Source organism: Duganella sp. BJB476, assembly GCF_003416895.1.
GTDB lineage: Bacteria > Pseudomonadota > Gammaproteobacteria > Burkholderiales > Burkholderiaceae_D > Rugamonas.
In genome coordinates, this window is record NZ_QVIO01000001.1 from 1,136,815 (window position 1) to 1,150,149 (window position 13,335).

Here is a 13,335-nt window from a genome sequence, read left to right on the forward strand (position 1 = left end):
CCATGAACCGTAATTTGAAACACATATGGGCCGGACTGCTGGGCGCCGCCGCGCTGCTGCCGCTCGCCTGCGGCGCCGATTCGTCGGCGTGGCCGGTGGGACTGCATGCGGCCGCCAGCGTGGCCCATGCCGCCCAGGCCAGCATGCTGGCCACCGCCTGGGCCGGTTCGCGCATTGTCGCGGTCGGCGCGCACGGCGTGGTGCTGCTGTCGGACGACCAGGGCAAGCAATGGCGCCAGGCAGGCAAGGTGCCGCTGGATGTCACGCTGACGTCGGTATCCTTTGCCAACGGCCAGGAAGGCTGGGCGGTCGGCCATGCCGGCGTGGTGCTGCACACCAGCAACGGCGGCGAGGAGTGGTCGGTGCAGCGCAGCCAGCCGGAGCAGGACCGTCCGCTGTTCGCCGTGCATTTCTTCGATGCGCAGCACGGCGTGGCGGTCGGCCTGTGGTCGCTGGTGTTGACCACCACCGATGGCGGCCGCCACTGGACCACTCGCGAACTTGAAGCGCCACCCGGCGCCCGCCGCGCCGACCTGAACCTGCTGGGCCTGTTTGCCGGCCAGGGCGGGGCGCTGTACGCCGCCGCCGAAAAAGGCTATGTGCTGCATTCGGCCGACCAGGGCCTGAGCTGGAACTACCTGCCCACCGGCTACAAGGGCTCGTTCTGGACCGGCACCGCGTTGCGGGACGGCGGCCTGCTGGTCGGCGGCCTGCGCGGCGCGCTGTACCGCAGCGGCGACGCCGGCCAGAGCTGGACCCGCGTCGTCACCGGCAGCACCGCCTCGATCACCAGCGTGGTGCGCACTGGCGGCGGCCACGACGTTCTCGCAGTTGGCCAGGATGGCTTGGTCCTGCGCAGCGCCGACGACGGCGCCAGCGTGCAGTCCAGCTACCGCACCGACCGCCTGCCGCTGTCGGCCGCCTTGCCGCTGGCCGGCAATACCCCACCCATGATGTCCGCCCGTGGCCCGGCCCCGGCGGACCACAAATAGATCGACCTTACAAGGACACACGAACATGCACAAATCCGATGAACTCTGCTACCTGCCCGCTACCGAGGCCTTGCAGCTGTTCCGCTCGCGCGACCTGTCGCCGGTGGAACTGCTGGATGCCTGCCTGGCCCGCGCCGACCAGCTTGAACCGGTGTTGAACACCTTCAGCGCCCAGCGCCGCGAAGAAGCCAAGGCCGCCGCGCGCGACGCCGAGCTGGCCTACGGCGGCCGTGGCGCCATGCCGCGTGCGCTGGAAGGCATCCCGGTGTCGCTGAAGAACGAGCACACGCTGGTCGGCTGGGTTACCACCAAAGGCTCCTGGCTGCAAGGGAACACGCCGGACACGGTCAACGCCCCGGTCAGCCAGCGCCTGCTCGACGCCGGCGCCGTGATCCATGCCCAGACCAATGTGCCGGAGTTCTACATGGCCGGCTTCACCCGCTCGGTACGCCACGGCGTGACGCGCAATCCGTGGAATCCCGAGATGACGCCCGGCGGCTCCAGCGGCGGCAGCGGCGCCGCGCTGGCGGCAGGCCTGACGGCGCTGGCGTCCGGCTCGGACATCGGTGGCTCGATCCGCATCCCGGCCAGCTACTGCGGCGTGGTCGGCCTCAAGCCCAGCTACGGCCGCGTGCCGGTCACGCCGATCGGCTACGCGCTGCATCCGATGAATCACATCGGCCCGATGGCGCGCACCGTGGCCGATTGCGCGCTGATGTTCAACATCATGAACGGTCCGCACGTGCGCGACCCGGCCACCATCAGCCCCAAGCTGGAAGTGCCGCTGGACTTCCTGCCGGTGAAAGGCTTGCGCATCGCGCTGTCCTACGACCTGGACTTCTGCCAGGTCCATGCCGATGTCCGCAAGTCGATGGACCAGGTGGTGCAGGCGCTGCGCGCGCAGGGCGCCATCGTCGAGCAGGTGACGCTGGGCTGGGACAGCAGCGCTGCCGATGCGCTGGAGCACCGGCTGGGCTACGAGACCGGCCGCGCGTTCGCCGTCCGCATCCTGGAGCAGGAGCTGGAGACCAGCGACTACATCCGCCACTTCGCCGCCGCCGGCCTGTGCATGACGGGCGAGCAGTACCTGGCGGCCGACGTCACCACCGGCCGCATGTACGACTCGCTGGCCGAGGTGATGACCCGCTACGACGCCCTGATCTGCCCGACCATGGGCGCCATCGGCGCCGTGGCCGAAGGCGAGCGGGACAGCATGGCGGTGTTGCGCAACGACGCGCTGACCTTCCCCTTCAACCTGCTGAGCCGACACCCGGTGCTGAGCGTGCCGTCGGGCATCGCCAGCAACGGCATCCCCACCGGCGTGCAGGTGGTCGGCCGCACCTTCGACGAGACCACCGTGTTCCGCATCGGCGCGGCGGTGGAGGCGGGCGTGTGGCAAGGCAAGCGTCCCGATCCGGCCATGACGGCCCGCCACCCACTTGGAGCATCCTGACATGTCCGACGCCTCCCCGAACGGCAAGCTGAAGCGCGCGCTCAGCTACAGCGACCTGGTGTTCTACGGCCTGGCCTACACCGCACCGGTGGCGCCGCTGACCATGGCCGGCTTCGTCTGGACCGTGTCCGGCGGCCTGCCGATGCTGGCCTACGTGCTGGGTGCGCTGTGCGTGTACTTCACCGCCAGCAGCTATGCGGTGATGACCTCGGCCATGCCCAGCGCCGGCTCGGTGTACGGCTTCGCCAGCCAGACCATGGGCCGCTTCGCCGGCTTCATCGCCGGCTGGATGATACTGCTGGACTACCTGCTGGTGCCGGCCTTCACCTACGCCCTGTGCGCGGTGAGCCTGGAAGAGCTGCTGCCGCACGGCGACCGCGCCACCTGGATCGTGGCGACGGTGGCGGCGACGTTTGCGGTGAACTGGTTCGGCATCAGCGTCACTTCGCGCGTCAGCTTCCTGTCGGTGGTGCTGCAGCTGCTGGCGGTGCTGGTCATCGTAGGGATGTGCCTGTTCGCGCTGTTCGGCGGCCACGGCAGCGGCGCGCTGACGCTGGCGCCGCTGATCGACGCCGGCAAGTTCCACGGCGCCAGCGTGCTGGCCGCCACCTCGATCTGCGTGATGTCCTACCTGGGTTTCGACGCCGTCTCGACCTTGGCCGAGGAAGTTAAGGACGGCAACACCCGCGTGGTCGGCGAGGCCATCATGACCAACCTGGCCATCACCAGCGGCATCTTCGTGCTGACCTCGTGGGTGGTGGGCAATCTGCTGGTGGGCTTCCCGGTGCAGGATCCGGCCACGGCGATCTACGAATTGCTGACCGCCATCGCCGGCCACAAGGCGTCGCTGGCACTAGCGTGGTTCCTGATCCTGGTGGTCGGCGTGCCGAACGTGCTGCCAATGCAGGTGGGCGTGGCGCGCGTGCTGTTCGCCATGGGCCGCGACCGCAGCTTGCCGTCGGTGCTGGCCAAGGTGCATCACCGGCATGGCAATCCCTACGTCGCCATGATCGTCTCGACCACCATCTCGCTGGGCATCGCCCTGCTGATGCGCAACAACATCAGCGACCTGGCGATCTTCATCAGCGTTGGCGCGCTGGTCGGCTTCCTGTTCGTGCACCTGTCGGTGCTGGCGCATTTCGGCCGGCATGGCGGACGGCGCTGGTGGGCGCATGTGATCGTGCCGCTGTGCGGGCTGTCCGCCGTGCTGACTATCCTCATCAACCTGAACGCCACGGCGCTGACCGTGGGCGGCTGCTGGTTCGTGGCCGGTTTGGGTTACTGGCTGTTCTCGCGACGCAGCCAGGGCGTTCCCCGCGACGTATTCCAGCAGACCAACTCATAACCATTAGAAAGAGACAACATGGCACATTCTCCTTTGAAGCGTATCCTGGCCTCCGTCATGGAGGTGGCACGCCTGCGCAAGCGGCACGGCTTGTCGAGTGAAGCGGCGCTGGCGTTGCTGCGCGAACGGCGCGCGCTGCTCAAGCTGTCGGCCGTCGGCTCTGCCGCCATGCTGGCCAGCGGCCCGCTGATGGCGGCCAGCCGCCGCCTCCGTGATCGCAGCGATGTGCGCGTGGTGATCGTCGGCGCCGGCCTTGGTGGCCTGGCCTGTGCCTACGACCTGAAGAAGGCCGGCATCTGCGCCACTGTGTATGAAGCGTCGGATCGGTTGGGCGGACGTTGTTCGTCCAACACCACCAGCTTCCCCGGCCAGGTGGCGGAAAACGGCGGTGAGCTGATCGATACTGGTCATCATGAACTGCGCCTGTTGGCCGCCGAACTGGGCCTGACGCTGGACGACTTGAACGCCTATGATGAGGCGCAGGGCGGCGAACTCACCTTCTGGATCGACGGCTCGCGCTATACCTGGGACGAGCAAGTGGTCGATTTCGACGCCGTCGCCCCGCAGTTCGACGCCGACAACCTGGCGGCGCCCTGGCCGCAGACCTACGACAGCCACACTGCGCGCGGCGCCGAGCTGGACAATATGTCGGTCACCGATTACATCAGCACCTACGTTCCGGGCGGCCTCGAGTCGCGCCAGGGCAAGCTGTTGAAGCTGCTGATGGATGCCTCGTCCGGCATCGCCGCCACGGAGACCAGCGCGCTGGACCTGGTGGGCTTCTTCGCTCCCAATGCGTCGGACGAGCGCTTCCACATCCGCGGCGGCAACGACCAGCTGGTCAGCCGCATGGCGGCCACGCTGGACAGCGGCCAGATCATCAAGAACCATGCGCTGACCCGCATCGTCAAGAACGCCAACGACAGCTACACCCTGAGCTTCAAGAACGGCGCCAACACGGTCCAGGTACAGGCCGACCACTTGGTGCTGGCCTTGCCGTTCTCCATCCTGCAAAGCGCCGTGGACTACAGCGGCGCCGGTTTCGATGCGCGCAAGGTCGACACCATCCGTAACTTCCGCATGGGCATGCACTCGAAGTTCCAGATGCAGTTCGAACGCCGCATCTGGCGCGAGCAGGGCTACACGGGCTTGAGCGACAACGACACCGGCTACCAGATCAGCTGGGAAGTCACCCGCGCCCAGCCCGGCACGGCCGGCATCCTGACCTGCTTCTCGGGCGACGCGGTGGCGCTGGCGATGAACGACAAACCGGTCAACCGCAAGGCGGTCGACATGCTGGACGGCCTGAACCTGACCTTCCCCGGCATCAAGCCTTTGTGGAACAGCCGCGTGGTGCTGAACTACTGGCCCGGCTATCAATGGACCAAGGGCGCCTACAGCGCGCATCCGAAGGGCAGCTACACCACGCTGTACGGCTACGCCGGCGTGCGGCAGGGGAATTGCCATTTCGCCGGCGAGCACGCATCGGTGCTGCACTCGGGCTTCCTCAACGGTGCGGTGGAAACCGGCCAGCGCTGCGCCAAGGTCATCGCCCGTGCCGTGCAGGGACACTAAACTCTATCAATTGGAACCAAGATGCATGTGAATTTTTCCTGTTTCACCCCGCTGCGCGCGCAGGTCTACCTGGACGGCGGCTATGTCGAGCCGCTGACCGGGCAGGCCAAGCAGGCCGTCAACCCGGCCACGCTGGCGTCCGTGGGGCGCTACCCGGTGTGCGCGGAAGCCGATGTCGAGCGGGCGGTGGCTTCGGCCAACCGCGCGCAAAAGCTGTGGAAGCAGACCGACACCGCCAGCCGCGCCGCGCTGCTGCACGCCATCGCCCACGCGCTGGAAAACGCACCCATCCGCAGCGAGGTCGCCAAGCTGATCTGTCGCGAGATGGGCAAGCCTTACCCGGATGCGTATGGCGAACTGTCGATCTGCGCCTCGGTGTTCCGCTACTACGCCGAGATGGCGCGCGACGACGGCGGCAAGGTGGCCGGCACCAACCAGGCCGGCTCGTTCCAGCACATGCGCTACGAGCCCTACGGCGTCAGCGTGCACATCCTGCCGTTCAACTATCCGATCCTGCTGTTGTGCTGGACGGTGGCAGCATCGCTGGCCGCCGGCAACGCCTGCATCATCAAGCCGGCCGAGGCGACCGCGCTGTGCACGCTGCGCTTCATGGAGTACTTCGCCGCCTTGCCGGCCGGCCTGGTGGCCTGCCTGCCCGGCGACGCCCACACGGCGCAATTGCTGATTCAGTCGCCCGGCACGCACGCGGTGGCCTTCACCGGCAGCGTGGCGGCGGCGCGCGCCGTCGGCGTGGCTTGCGCCGAGCGCATGAAGCCCTGCGTGCTGGAAGCGGGCGGCAGCGATCCGATGATCATCTCGCGCCACGCGCCGCTGGAAGTGGCGGCGGCCGGTTGCGTCAACTCGGCCTTCCTGCTGAGCGGGCAGGTGTGCACCTCGTCCGAACGCTTTTTCGTGGTCGACCAGATCCACGACGAGTTTGTCGCCGAGTTCGCACGCCGCACGGTGCAACTGCGCGTCGGCGACGGCATGGGCATGGCGGAGATCGGCCCGCTGGTCAGCCAGGCCGCGCGCGACAAGGTGGTGCGGCTGGTGCGGCAGGCGGTGGAGCAGGGCGCCCAGATCGTCTGCGGCGGCCGAATTCCGCCGGATTGCCCACCCGGCTGGTTCTACGAGCCGACCATCCTCACCGGCGTGACGCCGCAGATGGCCATCATGCGCGAAGAATGCTTCGGCCCGGTGGCGGCGATTTGCCGCGTGGCAGATTTCGACGAGGCGATGCGGCTGGCCAACGATTCCGAATTCGGCCTGGGCGCCTCGGTGTTCACCACGGACCTGGCCGAGGCCATGGAAGCGGCCAACCGGCTGGAATCGGGCATGGTCTGGATCAACAACCCGCTGATCGACAACGATGCGCTGCCTTTCAGCGGCAGCAAGATGTCCGGCCTGGGCTGCGAGCTGGGCCGGCAGGGACTGGACGCCTTCCGCCGCAGCAAGATGGTCATCCTCGATCACCAGCCGCGCATCCACGACTGGTGGCTGCCTCGCCCGGACGCGGCGTTTTATCCGGCCCAAGCGGCCGCAACCGAAGAATAACGACTGGACATTTCATGCAACACGCAAACTACCTGCCCGCCACCGAACTGCTGGCGCAATTCCGCACCGGAACGCTGGACCCGGCCGACTACCTGGAAACGCTGATCGAAGCGGCCCATCGCCAACAAGCCACGGTGAACTGCGCCGCCAGCCTGCACCTGGACGCCGCGCGCGCGATGGCGCTGGAGGCGCGCCGCCGCTATGCTGAAGGCACGGCCCGTGCGCTGGAAGGCGTGCCGGTGATCATCAAGGAAGAGACCAGCGTCAAGGGCTGGCCGCGTCCATTGGCCTCGCTGGTCTACCGCGACAAGGTCGCCACCGAGAACCACCCCATCGTCGACAAGCTGCTGGAGGCGGGCGCGATTCCGTACTTCCAGGCCACCAATCCCGAATTCTGCGTGCTGGGCCATACCTGGAGCAAGCTGTACGGCGTGACCGGCAATCCGTGGGCGACCGCGTATTCCTGCGGCGGTTCCAGCGGCGGCTCCGGCGCGGCGCTGGCGGCCGGCGTGGCGCCGCTGGCCACCGGCAGCGACATGGCCGGCTCGATCCGCCTGCCTGCCTCGCTGTGCGGCGTGTACGGCTACAAGCCGCCGTTCGGCCGCCTGGCCTGCGCGCCCGGCGACGAATACATGGCGCAGGCGGTGGAAGGACCGATGACGCGCACCTTCGACGACCTGGTGCTGATGCAAAACGTGCTGGGCGGCCCGCATCCGAACTCCTACACCACGCTGCCGTTCACGCCGCTGCCGACCGAATACGGCGACCTGCACGGCATGCGCATCGCCTACAGCCCGGCGTTCGGCCATCCGGCACTGGCGGACGACATCCGCAGCAACATGATGACGGCACTGGACGGCCTGCGCGAGCGCGGCGCCGTGATCGAGGAGGTGGCGCTGCAATGGGACCTGGAGGAGGTCAACCGCGTCTTGCTGGAAGGCTTGCGCGCGTTGTTCGTGGACGAATTCATGCGCGAGATCCCGCACGCCGAGCTGCACAAGCTGAACAGCTACACCGCCGACCTGCACGAAAAGGCCGGCGGTCCGCGCACCTCGGTCATGCCGAGCGCCGCGCTGGGCCAGCGTCTGCAGCGCGAGATGCAGGACAAGGTCTGGGGCAAGGGCTACACGGCCTTCATCTGCGCCTCGATGCTGACCACCGACCTGGCCGCCGATCAGGACCCAGTGGCCGAGCCGCTGCTCGACATCAACGGCCACCAGATCGACGCCTACTTGGGCTGGTGCCTGACGCCGCCGTTCAACCTGCTCAACCGTTATCCGGTGATGGCGGTGCCGACCGGGCTGTCCGAGCTCGGCGTGCCGACCGGCATGCAGATCGTCGCCAACGCCTACGACGACGAGACGGTGTTCCGTATCGGCGCCAACCACGCGCGGGCCGGCACGTCGCAGCTGTTCATTGAACGCTTTCCCACCATGGGCCCGGCAGCTTGAACTGCTGTGGCATAATCGGCGCTCTGCGCCGCTCTTCGAATAGTCATTGAAACGTATGCAAAAAAAAGAATCCCTCGCCCAGGTAGCGCCGGCCAGCGCCAAGGCCGCCGTGAAGCCGGCCGCCAAGCCGGCCGCCAAGCCGGCTGCCAAGCGGCGCGTTCCGCAGCAGGAGCGCGGCATCAAGACGATCGAGGTCATCCTCAAGGCGGCCGGGCAGGAAATCGCGCGCGGCGGCCTCGGCAAGCTCACCACGAAGCGCATCGCCGAGGCGGCGGGCCTGTCGGTGGGCGGCCTGTACGAATACTTCCCCAACAAGGAGGCGGTGGTGCACGCGCTGGCCAGCCAGTGGCTGGAACAGGTCAAGGACGCGGTGGCCGCTATCCATCCATCCAAGACCGGCTGCACCGATCTGATCCGTTACCTTGGCATGGTCTATGCGGCCGTCAAGCCCTTGTACCAGCAGGTGCCGGGAGTGAGTGAACTGATCACGCTGCTGTCGTCGGTGCCGGCGCTGAAGGCGCTGGAACATGAGATCGACCTGCAGGTGAAAGCCTTGCTGACCGACGCCATCCAGTTCCTGGTGCCGTATGTCAACAAGGACCACTGCGGCGTCATGGCGCGCACCATGACCATCCTGGACCACCATCTGTTGATCGAATCGATCATGCGCGATCCGGCACATGCCGAGCTGTTCGAGAGCCACCGCCTGATCTGCCATCACGCGCTGGCCAGCCACATGATGCTGTTGAACGAACAGGGGCGCCTGGCCAAGCCGCGTCCTGAAGCGCCGCCCGACGTCACCTAAGCCGGTTCTCCCGGCTCCAACTCCCGTCCCATCCGTCCACCGGCGTTCGCGCCGGTGGCGTGCGCCTGCGCGTCCGCAGGACCAACCGCATCGTGAGCACCACATGAACCAGACTTTTTCCAAAGACTCGCTGGCAGGCCAGCCCTATGCCCGCTTCCTCGTCACCGATATCGACGGCGTCAGCCGTGGCAAGCACCTGTCCGGCGAGAAGATCGCCAGCATGCTGGACGGCGGCGGCACCATCGCCAGCGCCGTGTTCGGCTGGGATATCCAGGACCAGTTGTACGAGCAGGTCAGCTTCACCGGCTTCCACACCGGCTTTCCCGACATCGGCCTGGTGCTGGACCCAGCCACCGCGCGCCAGCTGCCGTGGGACGACAACTGCTGGCTGATCCTCGGCGAGCACACCCGCGCCGACGGCACGCCGTTGCCGATCTGCCCGCGCCAGGTGCTGAAGCGGGTGCTGGCCAAGGCCGACGCGCTCGGCTACTCCGCCCAGGTCGGCGCCGAGTTCGAATGGTTTGTGCTGGACGAGACCGAAGTGTCGGTGCGCGCCAAGGGTTACCGCGATCTGCAGACCGCTACCCATGGCATGACCAACTACTCGCCGTTCCGCCTCGGCGCGCGGCAAGCCTTCGTGCGCGAACTGTTCACCAGCCTGAACGCCATCGACGTGCCGCTGGAAGCCCTGCACACCGAGGCCGGCCCCGGCAATTTCGAAGCGGCGATCCGCTACGGCGACGCGCTCAAGACGGCCGACCGCGCGGTGTTGTTCAAGGAGTCGGTGCGCGAGATCGGCCGCCGCCACGGCCTGCTGAACACCTTCATGGCCAAATACTCGACCGACTATGCCGGCTGCGGCCAGCACCTGCACCAGAGCCTGTGGCGGGACGGCCGCAACTGCTTCCACGACGAGCGCGGCGAGCACGGCATGAGCGACACCATGCGCCATTTCATCGCCGGCCAGTTGCATTGCCTGCCGCATCTGCTGCCGATGCTGGCGCCGTTCATCAACAGCTACAAGCGCCTGGTGGACCATCACCTGGCGCCGGTCAAGCCGACCTGGGCGGTCGATAACCGCAACGCGGCGTTGCGCGTGATCCCCGGCGGCAGCCACAGCATGCGGCTGGAAACCCGCACGGCGGGCGCGGACGCCAATCCCTACCTGGCGATCGCCGCCGCGCTGGCTTCCGGCCTGTACGGCATCGAGCACAAGCTGGCGCTGGAATCGCCGCCGGTGGCCGGCGCCAACCGTGGCGCCGAGCAGGTCGAACGCCTGCCGCGCACGCTGGCCGAGGCCACCGCCGCGATGGAACGTTCTCCGCTGGCGTGCGAACTGATGGGTGAGGAATTCGTCCGCCATTTCGTCCAGACCCGGCAGTGGGAAGTGGCCCAGTTCAACCAGAGCGTCACGGACTGGGAGCTGCAACGCTACCTGGAGCTGGTATGAGCACCGAACGCATCCATTCGTACTACAACGCCACCGTCAACAGCACGACGCGCTATCCCAAGCTGGAGGGTGAGCTGCGGGTCGATGTCGCCGTCATCGGCGGCGGCTTCACCGGCCTGGCCACGGCGCTGGAGCTGGCGGAGCAGGGCAAGCGGGTGGCGCTGGTCGAGGCCCACCGCATCGGCTGGGGCCAGTCCGGCCGCAACGGCGGGCAGGTCACGGGCAGCCTGTCGGGCGACGGCGCCATCCTGCGGCAGTTGACGCGCCAGGCCGGGACCGAGGTGGCCGAGGAATTCATCTGGAATCTGCGCTGGCGCGGGCAGGACATCATCCGCCAGCGCATCGCCAGGTACGGCATTGAATGCGACCTCAAATACGGCCACCTGCATGCCGCCTACAAGCCGGGCGACATGCATGCCATGTGCGTGGCTTACGAAGAGCTGGTCCGGCGCGACATGGGCGACATGGTGGAACTGGTCGAGGCGCGCGACATGGGCCGCTTCCTCGCCACGCCCTTGTACCACGGCGGCATCTACAACCAGCGCAATCTGCACCTGCATCCGCTCAACCTGTGCCTGGGCGAGGCGCGCGCGCTGGCCAGCCTGGGCGGTTTGATCTTCGAACAGTCGCCGGTGCTGGAGATTATCCACGGCGCCACTCCGGCGCTGCGGCTGGAGGGCGGGCGCATCGTCGCCGACCAGATCCTGCTGGCCGGCGATGTGAGCCACAAGCTGGAGCGGCGCAAGCTGAGTGGGATGATTTTTCCGGCGGCCGGCGGCATCGTCGCCACCGCACCGCTGGGGGAGCTGGCGCGGCAGATCAATCCGCAGGACGTGGCGGTGTACGACAGCCGCTTCGTGCTGGACTACTATCGCACCACGGCCGACGGCCGGCTGCTGTTTGGCGGTGGCGCCAACTACTCGGGCAAGGCCTCGCGCGACATCGCGGCCGAACTACGGCCGTGCATAGAACGCACCTTCCCGCAGCTGCGCGGCGTGCAGATCGACTACCAATGGAGCTGCGACATGGGCATCGTGATCAACCGGATTCCGCAGTTGGGGAAGTTGGCGCACAATGTCTGGTACGCTCAGGGCTACTCGGGGCACGGCCTGGCCACCTCGCATATTGTGGGTGAGGTGATGGCCAAGGCCATCGCCGGGACGATGGACCAGTTCGACGTATTCCAGCGCTTCAGCCACGTACGGGCGCCGGTCGGCGACTGGCTGGGGCGGCACATGTTGGCTCTGGGAATGTGGTATTTTGTAATGCTGGAGCGGCTGCGTTAGGCCATCGCCAATAGGGGAAATCACGTAGCCGGGGAGTGATCGGCCTAAGGCGTAGAACTGATATAGTGCCTTGCCGCCAATGCAGCGGCGATTTACTACTTTCGGAGACACAATGAAAAATACTATCCTATCCGCGTTGCTGGCCGCCACTGCGCTGACCTCCTTGCCGGCGCTGGCCGCCGACGCGTCCGCCGCCGCTGTGGCGATGGTGGACAAGGGCGCCAGCTATTTGCAGAAGAATGGCAAGGACGCCCTGATCAAGGAAGTCAACAACAAGAATCCCGAGTTCATCAACGACAGCACCTACCTGACCGTGCGGGCGATGGACGGCACCCAGCTGGCCCACCCGACCAACCCCAAGCTGGTCGGCAAGAACATGGTGGTGCTGCCTGATGCCGATGGTAAGTTGTTCCGCAAGGAGATCATCGATACGGCCAAGGCCAAAGGCAAGGGCTGGGTGGATTACCGCTACAACAATCCGGCCACCGGCGAGATCGAGAAGAAGTCGACCTACTTCGTCAAGCAGGGCGACATCATCCTGGAAGCCGGTATCTACAAAGGCAAGTAGTCAGACCCACAGCATCAGCGTGTTGGCGACCGCCAGCATGGCCGGCACGCAGCGGGCGATCGCCTCCTTGCGGCTGCCGTGACTGGCCGGCATCGAGGTCGACAGTGCGCCCACCATGTCGCCGACGCGATTCTTGACCGGCACCGAGATGCCGCGCAGCCCCATTTCATACTGGTTTTCGGTCGAGCCGAAACCGTCTTCCCGTATGGCGACGATCTCGCCGAACAGTTGGCCCTTGTCGGTCACCGTCAGGTGGGTGTAGGCGATCGGCGTGATGCGGTCCAGATAGGCGCGCAAGGCGTCGTCGCTAAGTGAGGACAACAGCACCCGGCCCGCGGTCGAGGTGTAGGCCGGCAGCCGCATGCCGGGATCGAAGCCCGCCAGCAGGATGCGCGGTGCGTTGACGCGGCTGACATAGACCACGTCGTCGCCGTCGAGCACCGAATAATTGGTCGATTCCTGCAACTGGTTGGTCAGCCTTTGCAGATAGGGCACCACCGCGCGCGGCAAGCGCGCCGAATCCACATACGCATGGCCGATACTGAGCACGCTTGGGCGCAGCCAGAAGGTGCGGCCGTCGGTGGCCGCCATGCCGACATGCACCAGCGTCAGCAGATAGCGCCGCGCGGCCGTGCGGCTCAGCCCCACTTTTTCCCCCAGCTCCGTTGGCGTCAGCCGCACCGATTCGTGGTCGAAGGCGCGTATCACCTCCAGCCCCTTGATCAGGCCCTCGATCTGGTCGCGCTTGTCGACCACCACATCCTGCAACGCGCTCTTCTTCATTGTCGCCCCTTGTTTTGCGCGATTATCGCGCACTTTGCGCGATCAGCGCAATATTGGCCATTTTACGGACTGT

General features: G+C 66.8%; 11 protein-coding genes. 10 read left to right on the forward strand and 1 reads right to left on the reverse strand.

All coding sequences use genetic code 11. The annotated features are described in order from the left end of the window. The first annotated feature begins 2 nt into the window (after positions 1 to 2). From D0T21_RS05055 to D0T21_RS05100, 10 genes are all read left to right on the forward strand, one after another. A complete protein-coding gene (locus D0T21_RS05055) occupies positions 3 to 992 on the forward strand; it encodes a YCF48-related protein (RefSeq protein ID WP_116988903.1) in 990 nt (329 codons plus the stop codon). 25 nt (positions 993 to 1,017) lie between these two features. Then, positions 1,018 to 2,445: an amidase gene (locus D0T21_RS05060; RefSeq protein ID WP_116988905.1), complete on the forward strand. Its 1,428-nt coding sequence runs from the start codon at positions 1,018 to 1,020 to the stop codon at positions 2,443 to 2,445. Between the two features lies 1 nt (position 2,446). Beyond that, positions 2,447 to 3,790, forward strand: a complete 1,344-nt coding sequence (locus D0T21_RS05065) for an APC family permease (protein WP_116988906.1) — start codon at positions 2,447 to 2,449, stop codon at positions 3,788 to 3,790. A gap of 18 nt (positions 3,791 to 3,808) precedes the next feature. Continuing rightward, positions 3,809 to 5,365, forward strand: coding sequence for an NAD(P)/FAD-dependent oxidoreductase (locus D0T21_RS05070; protein WP_116988907.1), 1,557 nt, complete (start codon positions 3,809 to 3,811; stop codon positions 5,363 to 5,365). 21 nt (positions 5,366 to 5,386) lie between these two features. After that, the gene (locus D0T21_RS05075; RefSeq protein WP_116988909.1) at positions 5,387 to 6,919 is read left to right on the forward strand and encodes an aldehyde dehydrogenase; all 1,533 of its coding nucleotides are present in this window, start codon (positions 5,387 to 5,389) and stop codon (positions 6,917 to 6,919) included. 14 nt (positions 6,920 to 6,933) lie between these two features. After that, positions 6,934 to 8,370: an amidase gene (locus tag D0T21_RS05080; protein ID WP_116988911.1), complete on the forward strand. Its 1,437-nt coding sequence runs from the start codon at positions 6,934 to 6,936 to the stop codon at positions 8,368 to 8,370. Positions 8,371 to 8,425: 55 nt separating this feature from the next. After that, positions 8,426 to 9,175 carry a TetR/AcrR family transcriptional regulator gene (locus D0T21_RS05085; RefSeq protein WP_116988913.1) on the forward strand — a complete coding sequence of 250 codons (750 nt, stop codon included), beginning with the start codon at positions 8,426 to 8,428 and terminating at the stop codon, positions 9,173 to 9,175. Positions 9,176 to 9,278: 103 nt separating this feature from the next. Then, positions 9,279 to 10,625 (forward strand): glutamine synthetase family protein, encoded by a 1,347-nt coding sequence (locus tag D0T21_RS05090; protein WP_116988915.1) that lies wholly within the window; start codon positions 9,279 to 9,281, stop codon positions 10,623 to 10,625. Further along, positions 10,622 to 11,911: an FAD-binding oxidoreductase gene (locus D0T21_RS05095; protein ID WP_116988917.1), complete on the forward strand. Its 1,290-nt coding sequence runs from the start codon at positions 10,622 to 10,624 to the stop codon at positions 11,909 to 11,911. Before D0T21_RS05090 ends, D0T21_RS05095 begins: the two co-directional genes overlap by 4 nt. Before the next feature lie 112 nt (positions 11,912 to 12,023). Next, the gene (locus tag D0T21_RS05100; RefSeq protein WP_116988919.1) at positions 12,024 to 12,479 is read left to right on the forward strand and encodes a cache domain-containing protein; all 456 of its coding nucleotides are present in this window, start codon (positions 12,024 to 12,026) and stop codon (positions 12,477 to 12,479) included. Here D0T21_RS05100 and D0T21_RS05105 read toward each other — a convergent pair whose 3' ends face one another. Then, positions 12,480 to 13,262 carry an IclR family transcriptional regulator C-terminal domain-containing protein gene (locus D0T21_RS05105; RefSeq protein ID WP_116988921.1) on the reverse strand — a complete coding sequence of 261 codons (783 nt, stop codon included), beginning with the start codon at positions 13,260 to 13,262 and terminating at the stop codon, positions 12,480 to 12,482. It lies immediately after the preceding gene. Positions 13,263 to 13,335: the final 73 nt, after the last annotated feature.

Excerpts from the sequence above, each read along its gene's own strand:
- D0T21_RS05075 (WP_116988909.1), top strand. The coding sequence starts at position 5,387 with ATGCATGTGAATTTTTCCTGTTTCACCCCGCTGCGCGCGCAGGTCTAC.
- D0T21_RS05060 (WP_116988905.1), top strand. The coding sequence starts at position 1,018 with ATGCACAAATCCGATGAACTCTGCTACCTGCCCGCTACCGAGGCCTTG.
- D0T21_RS05065 (WP_116988906.1), top strand. The coding sequence starts at position 2,447 with ATGTCCGACGCCTCCCCGAACGGCAAGCTGAAGCGCGCGCTCAGCTAC.
- D0T21_RS05055 (WP_116988903.1), top strand. The coding sequence starts at position 3 with ATGAACCGTAATTTGAAACACATATGGGCCGGACTGCTGGGCGCCGCC.
- D0T21_RS05090 (WP_116988915.1), top strand. The coding sequence starts at position 9,279 with ATGAACCAGACTTTTTCCAAAGACTCGCTGGCAGGCCAGCCCTATGCC.
- D0T21_RS05085 (WP_116988913.1), top strand. The coding sequence starts at position 8,426 with ATGCAAAAAAAAGAATCCCTCGCCCAGGTAGCGCCGGCCAGCGCCAAG.
- D0T21_RS05070 (WP_116988907.1), top strand. The coding sequence starts at position 3,809 with ATGGCACATTCTCCTTTGAAGCGTATCCTGGCCTCCGTCATGGAGGTG.
- D0T21_RS05080 (WP_116988911.1), top strand. The coding sequence starts at position 6,934 with ATGCAACACGCAAACTACCTGCCCGCCACCGAACTGCTGGCGCAATTC.
- D0T21_RS05095 (WP_116988917.1), top strand. The coding sequence starts at position 10,622 with ATGAGCACCGAACGCATCCATTCGTACTACAACGCCACCGTCAACAGC.
- D0T21_RS05105 (WP_116988921.1), bottom strand. The coding sequence starts at position 13,262 with ATGAAGAAGAGCGCGTTGCAGGATGTGGTGGTCGACAAGCGCGACCAG.
- D0T21_RS05100 (WP_116988919.1), top strand. The coding sequence starts at position 12,024 with ATGAAAAATACTATCCTATCCGCGTTGCTGGCCGCCACTGCGCTGACC.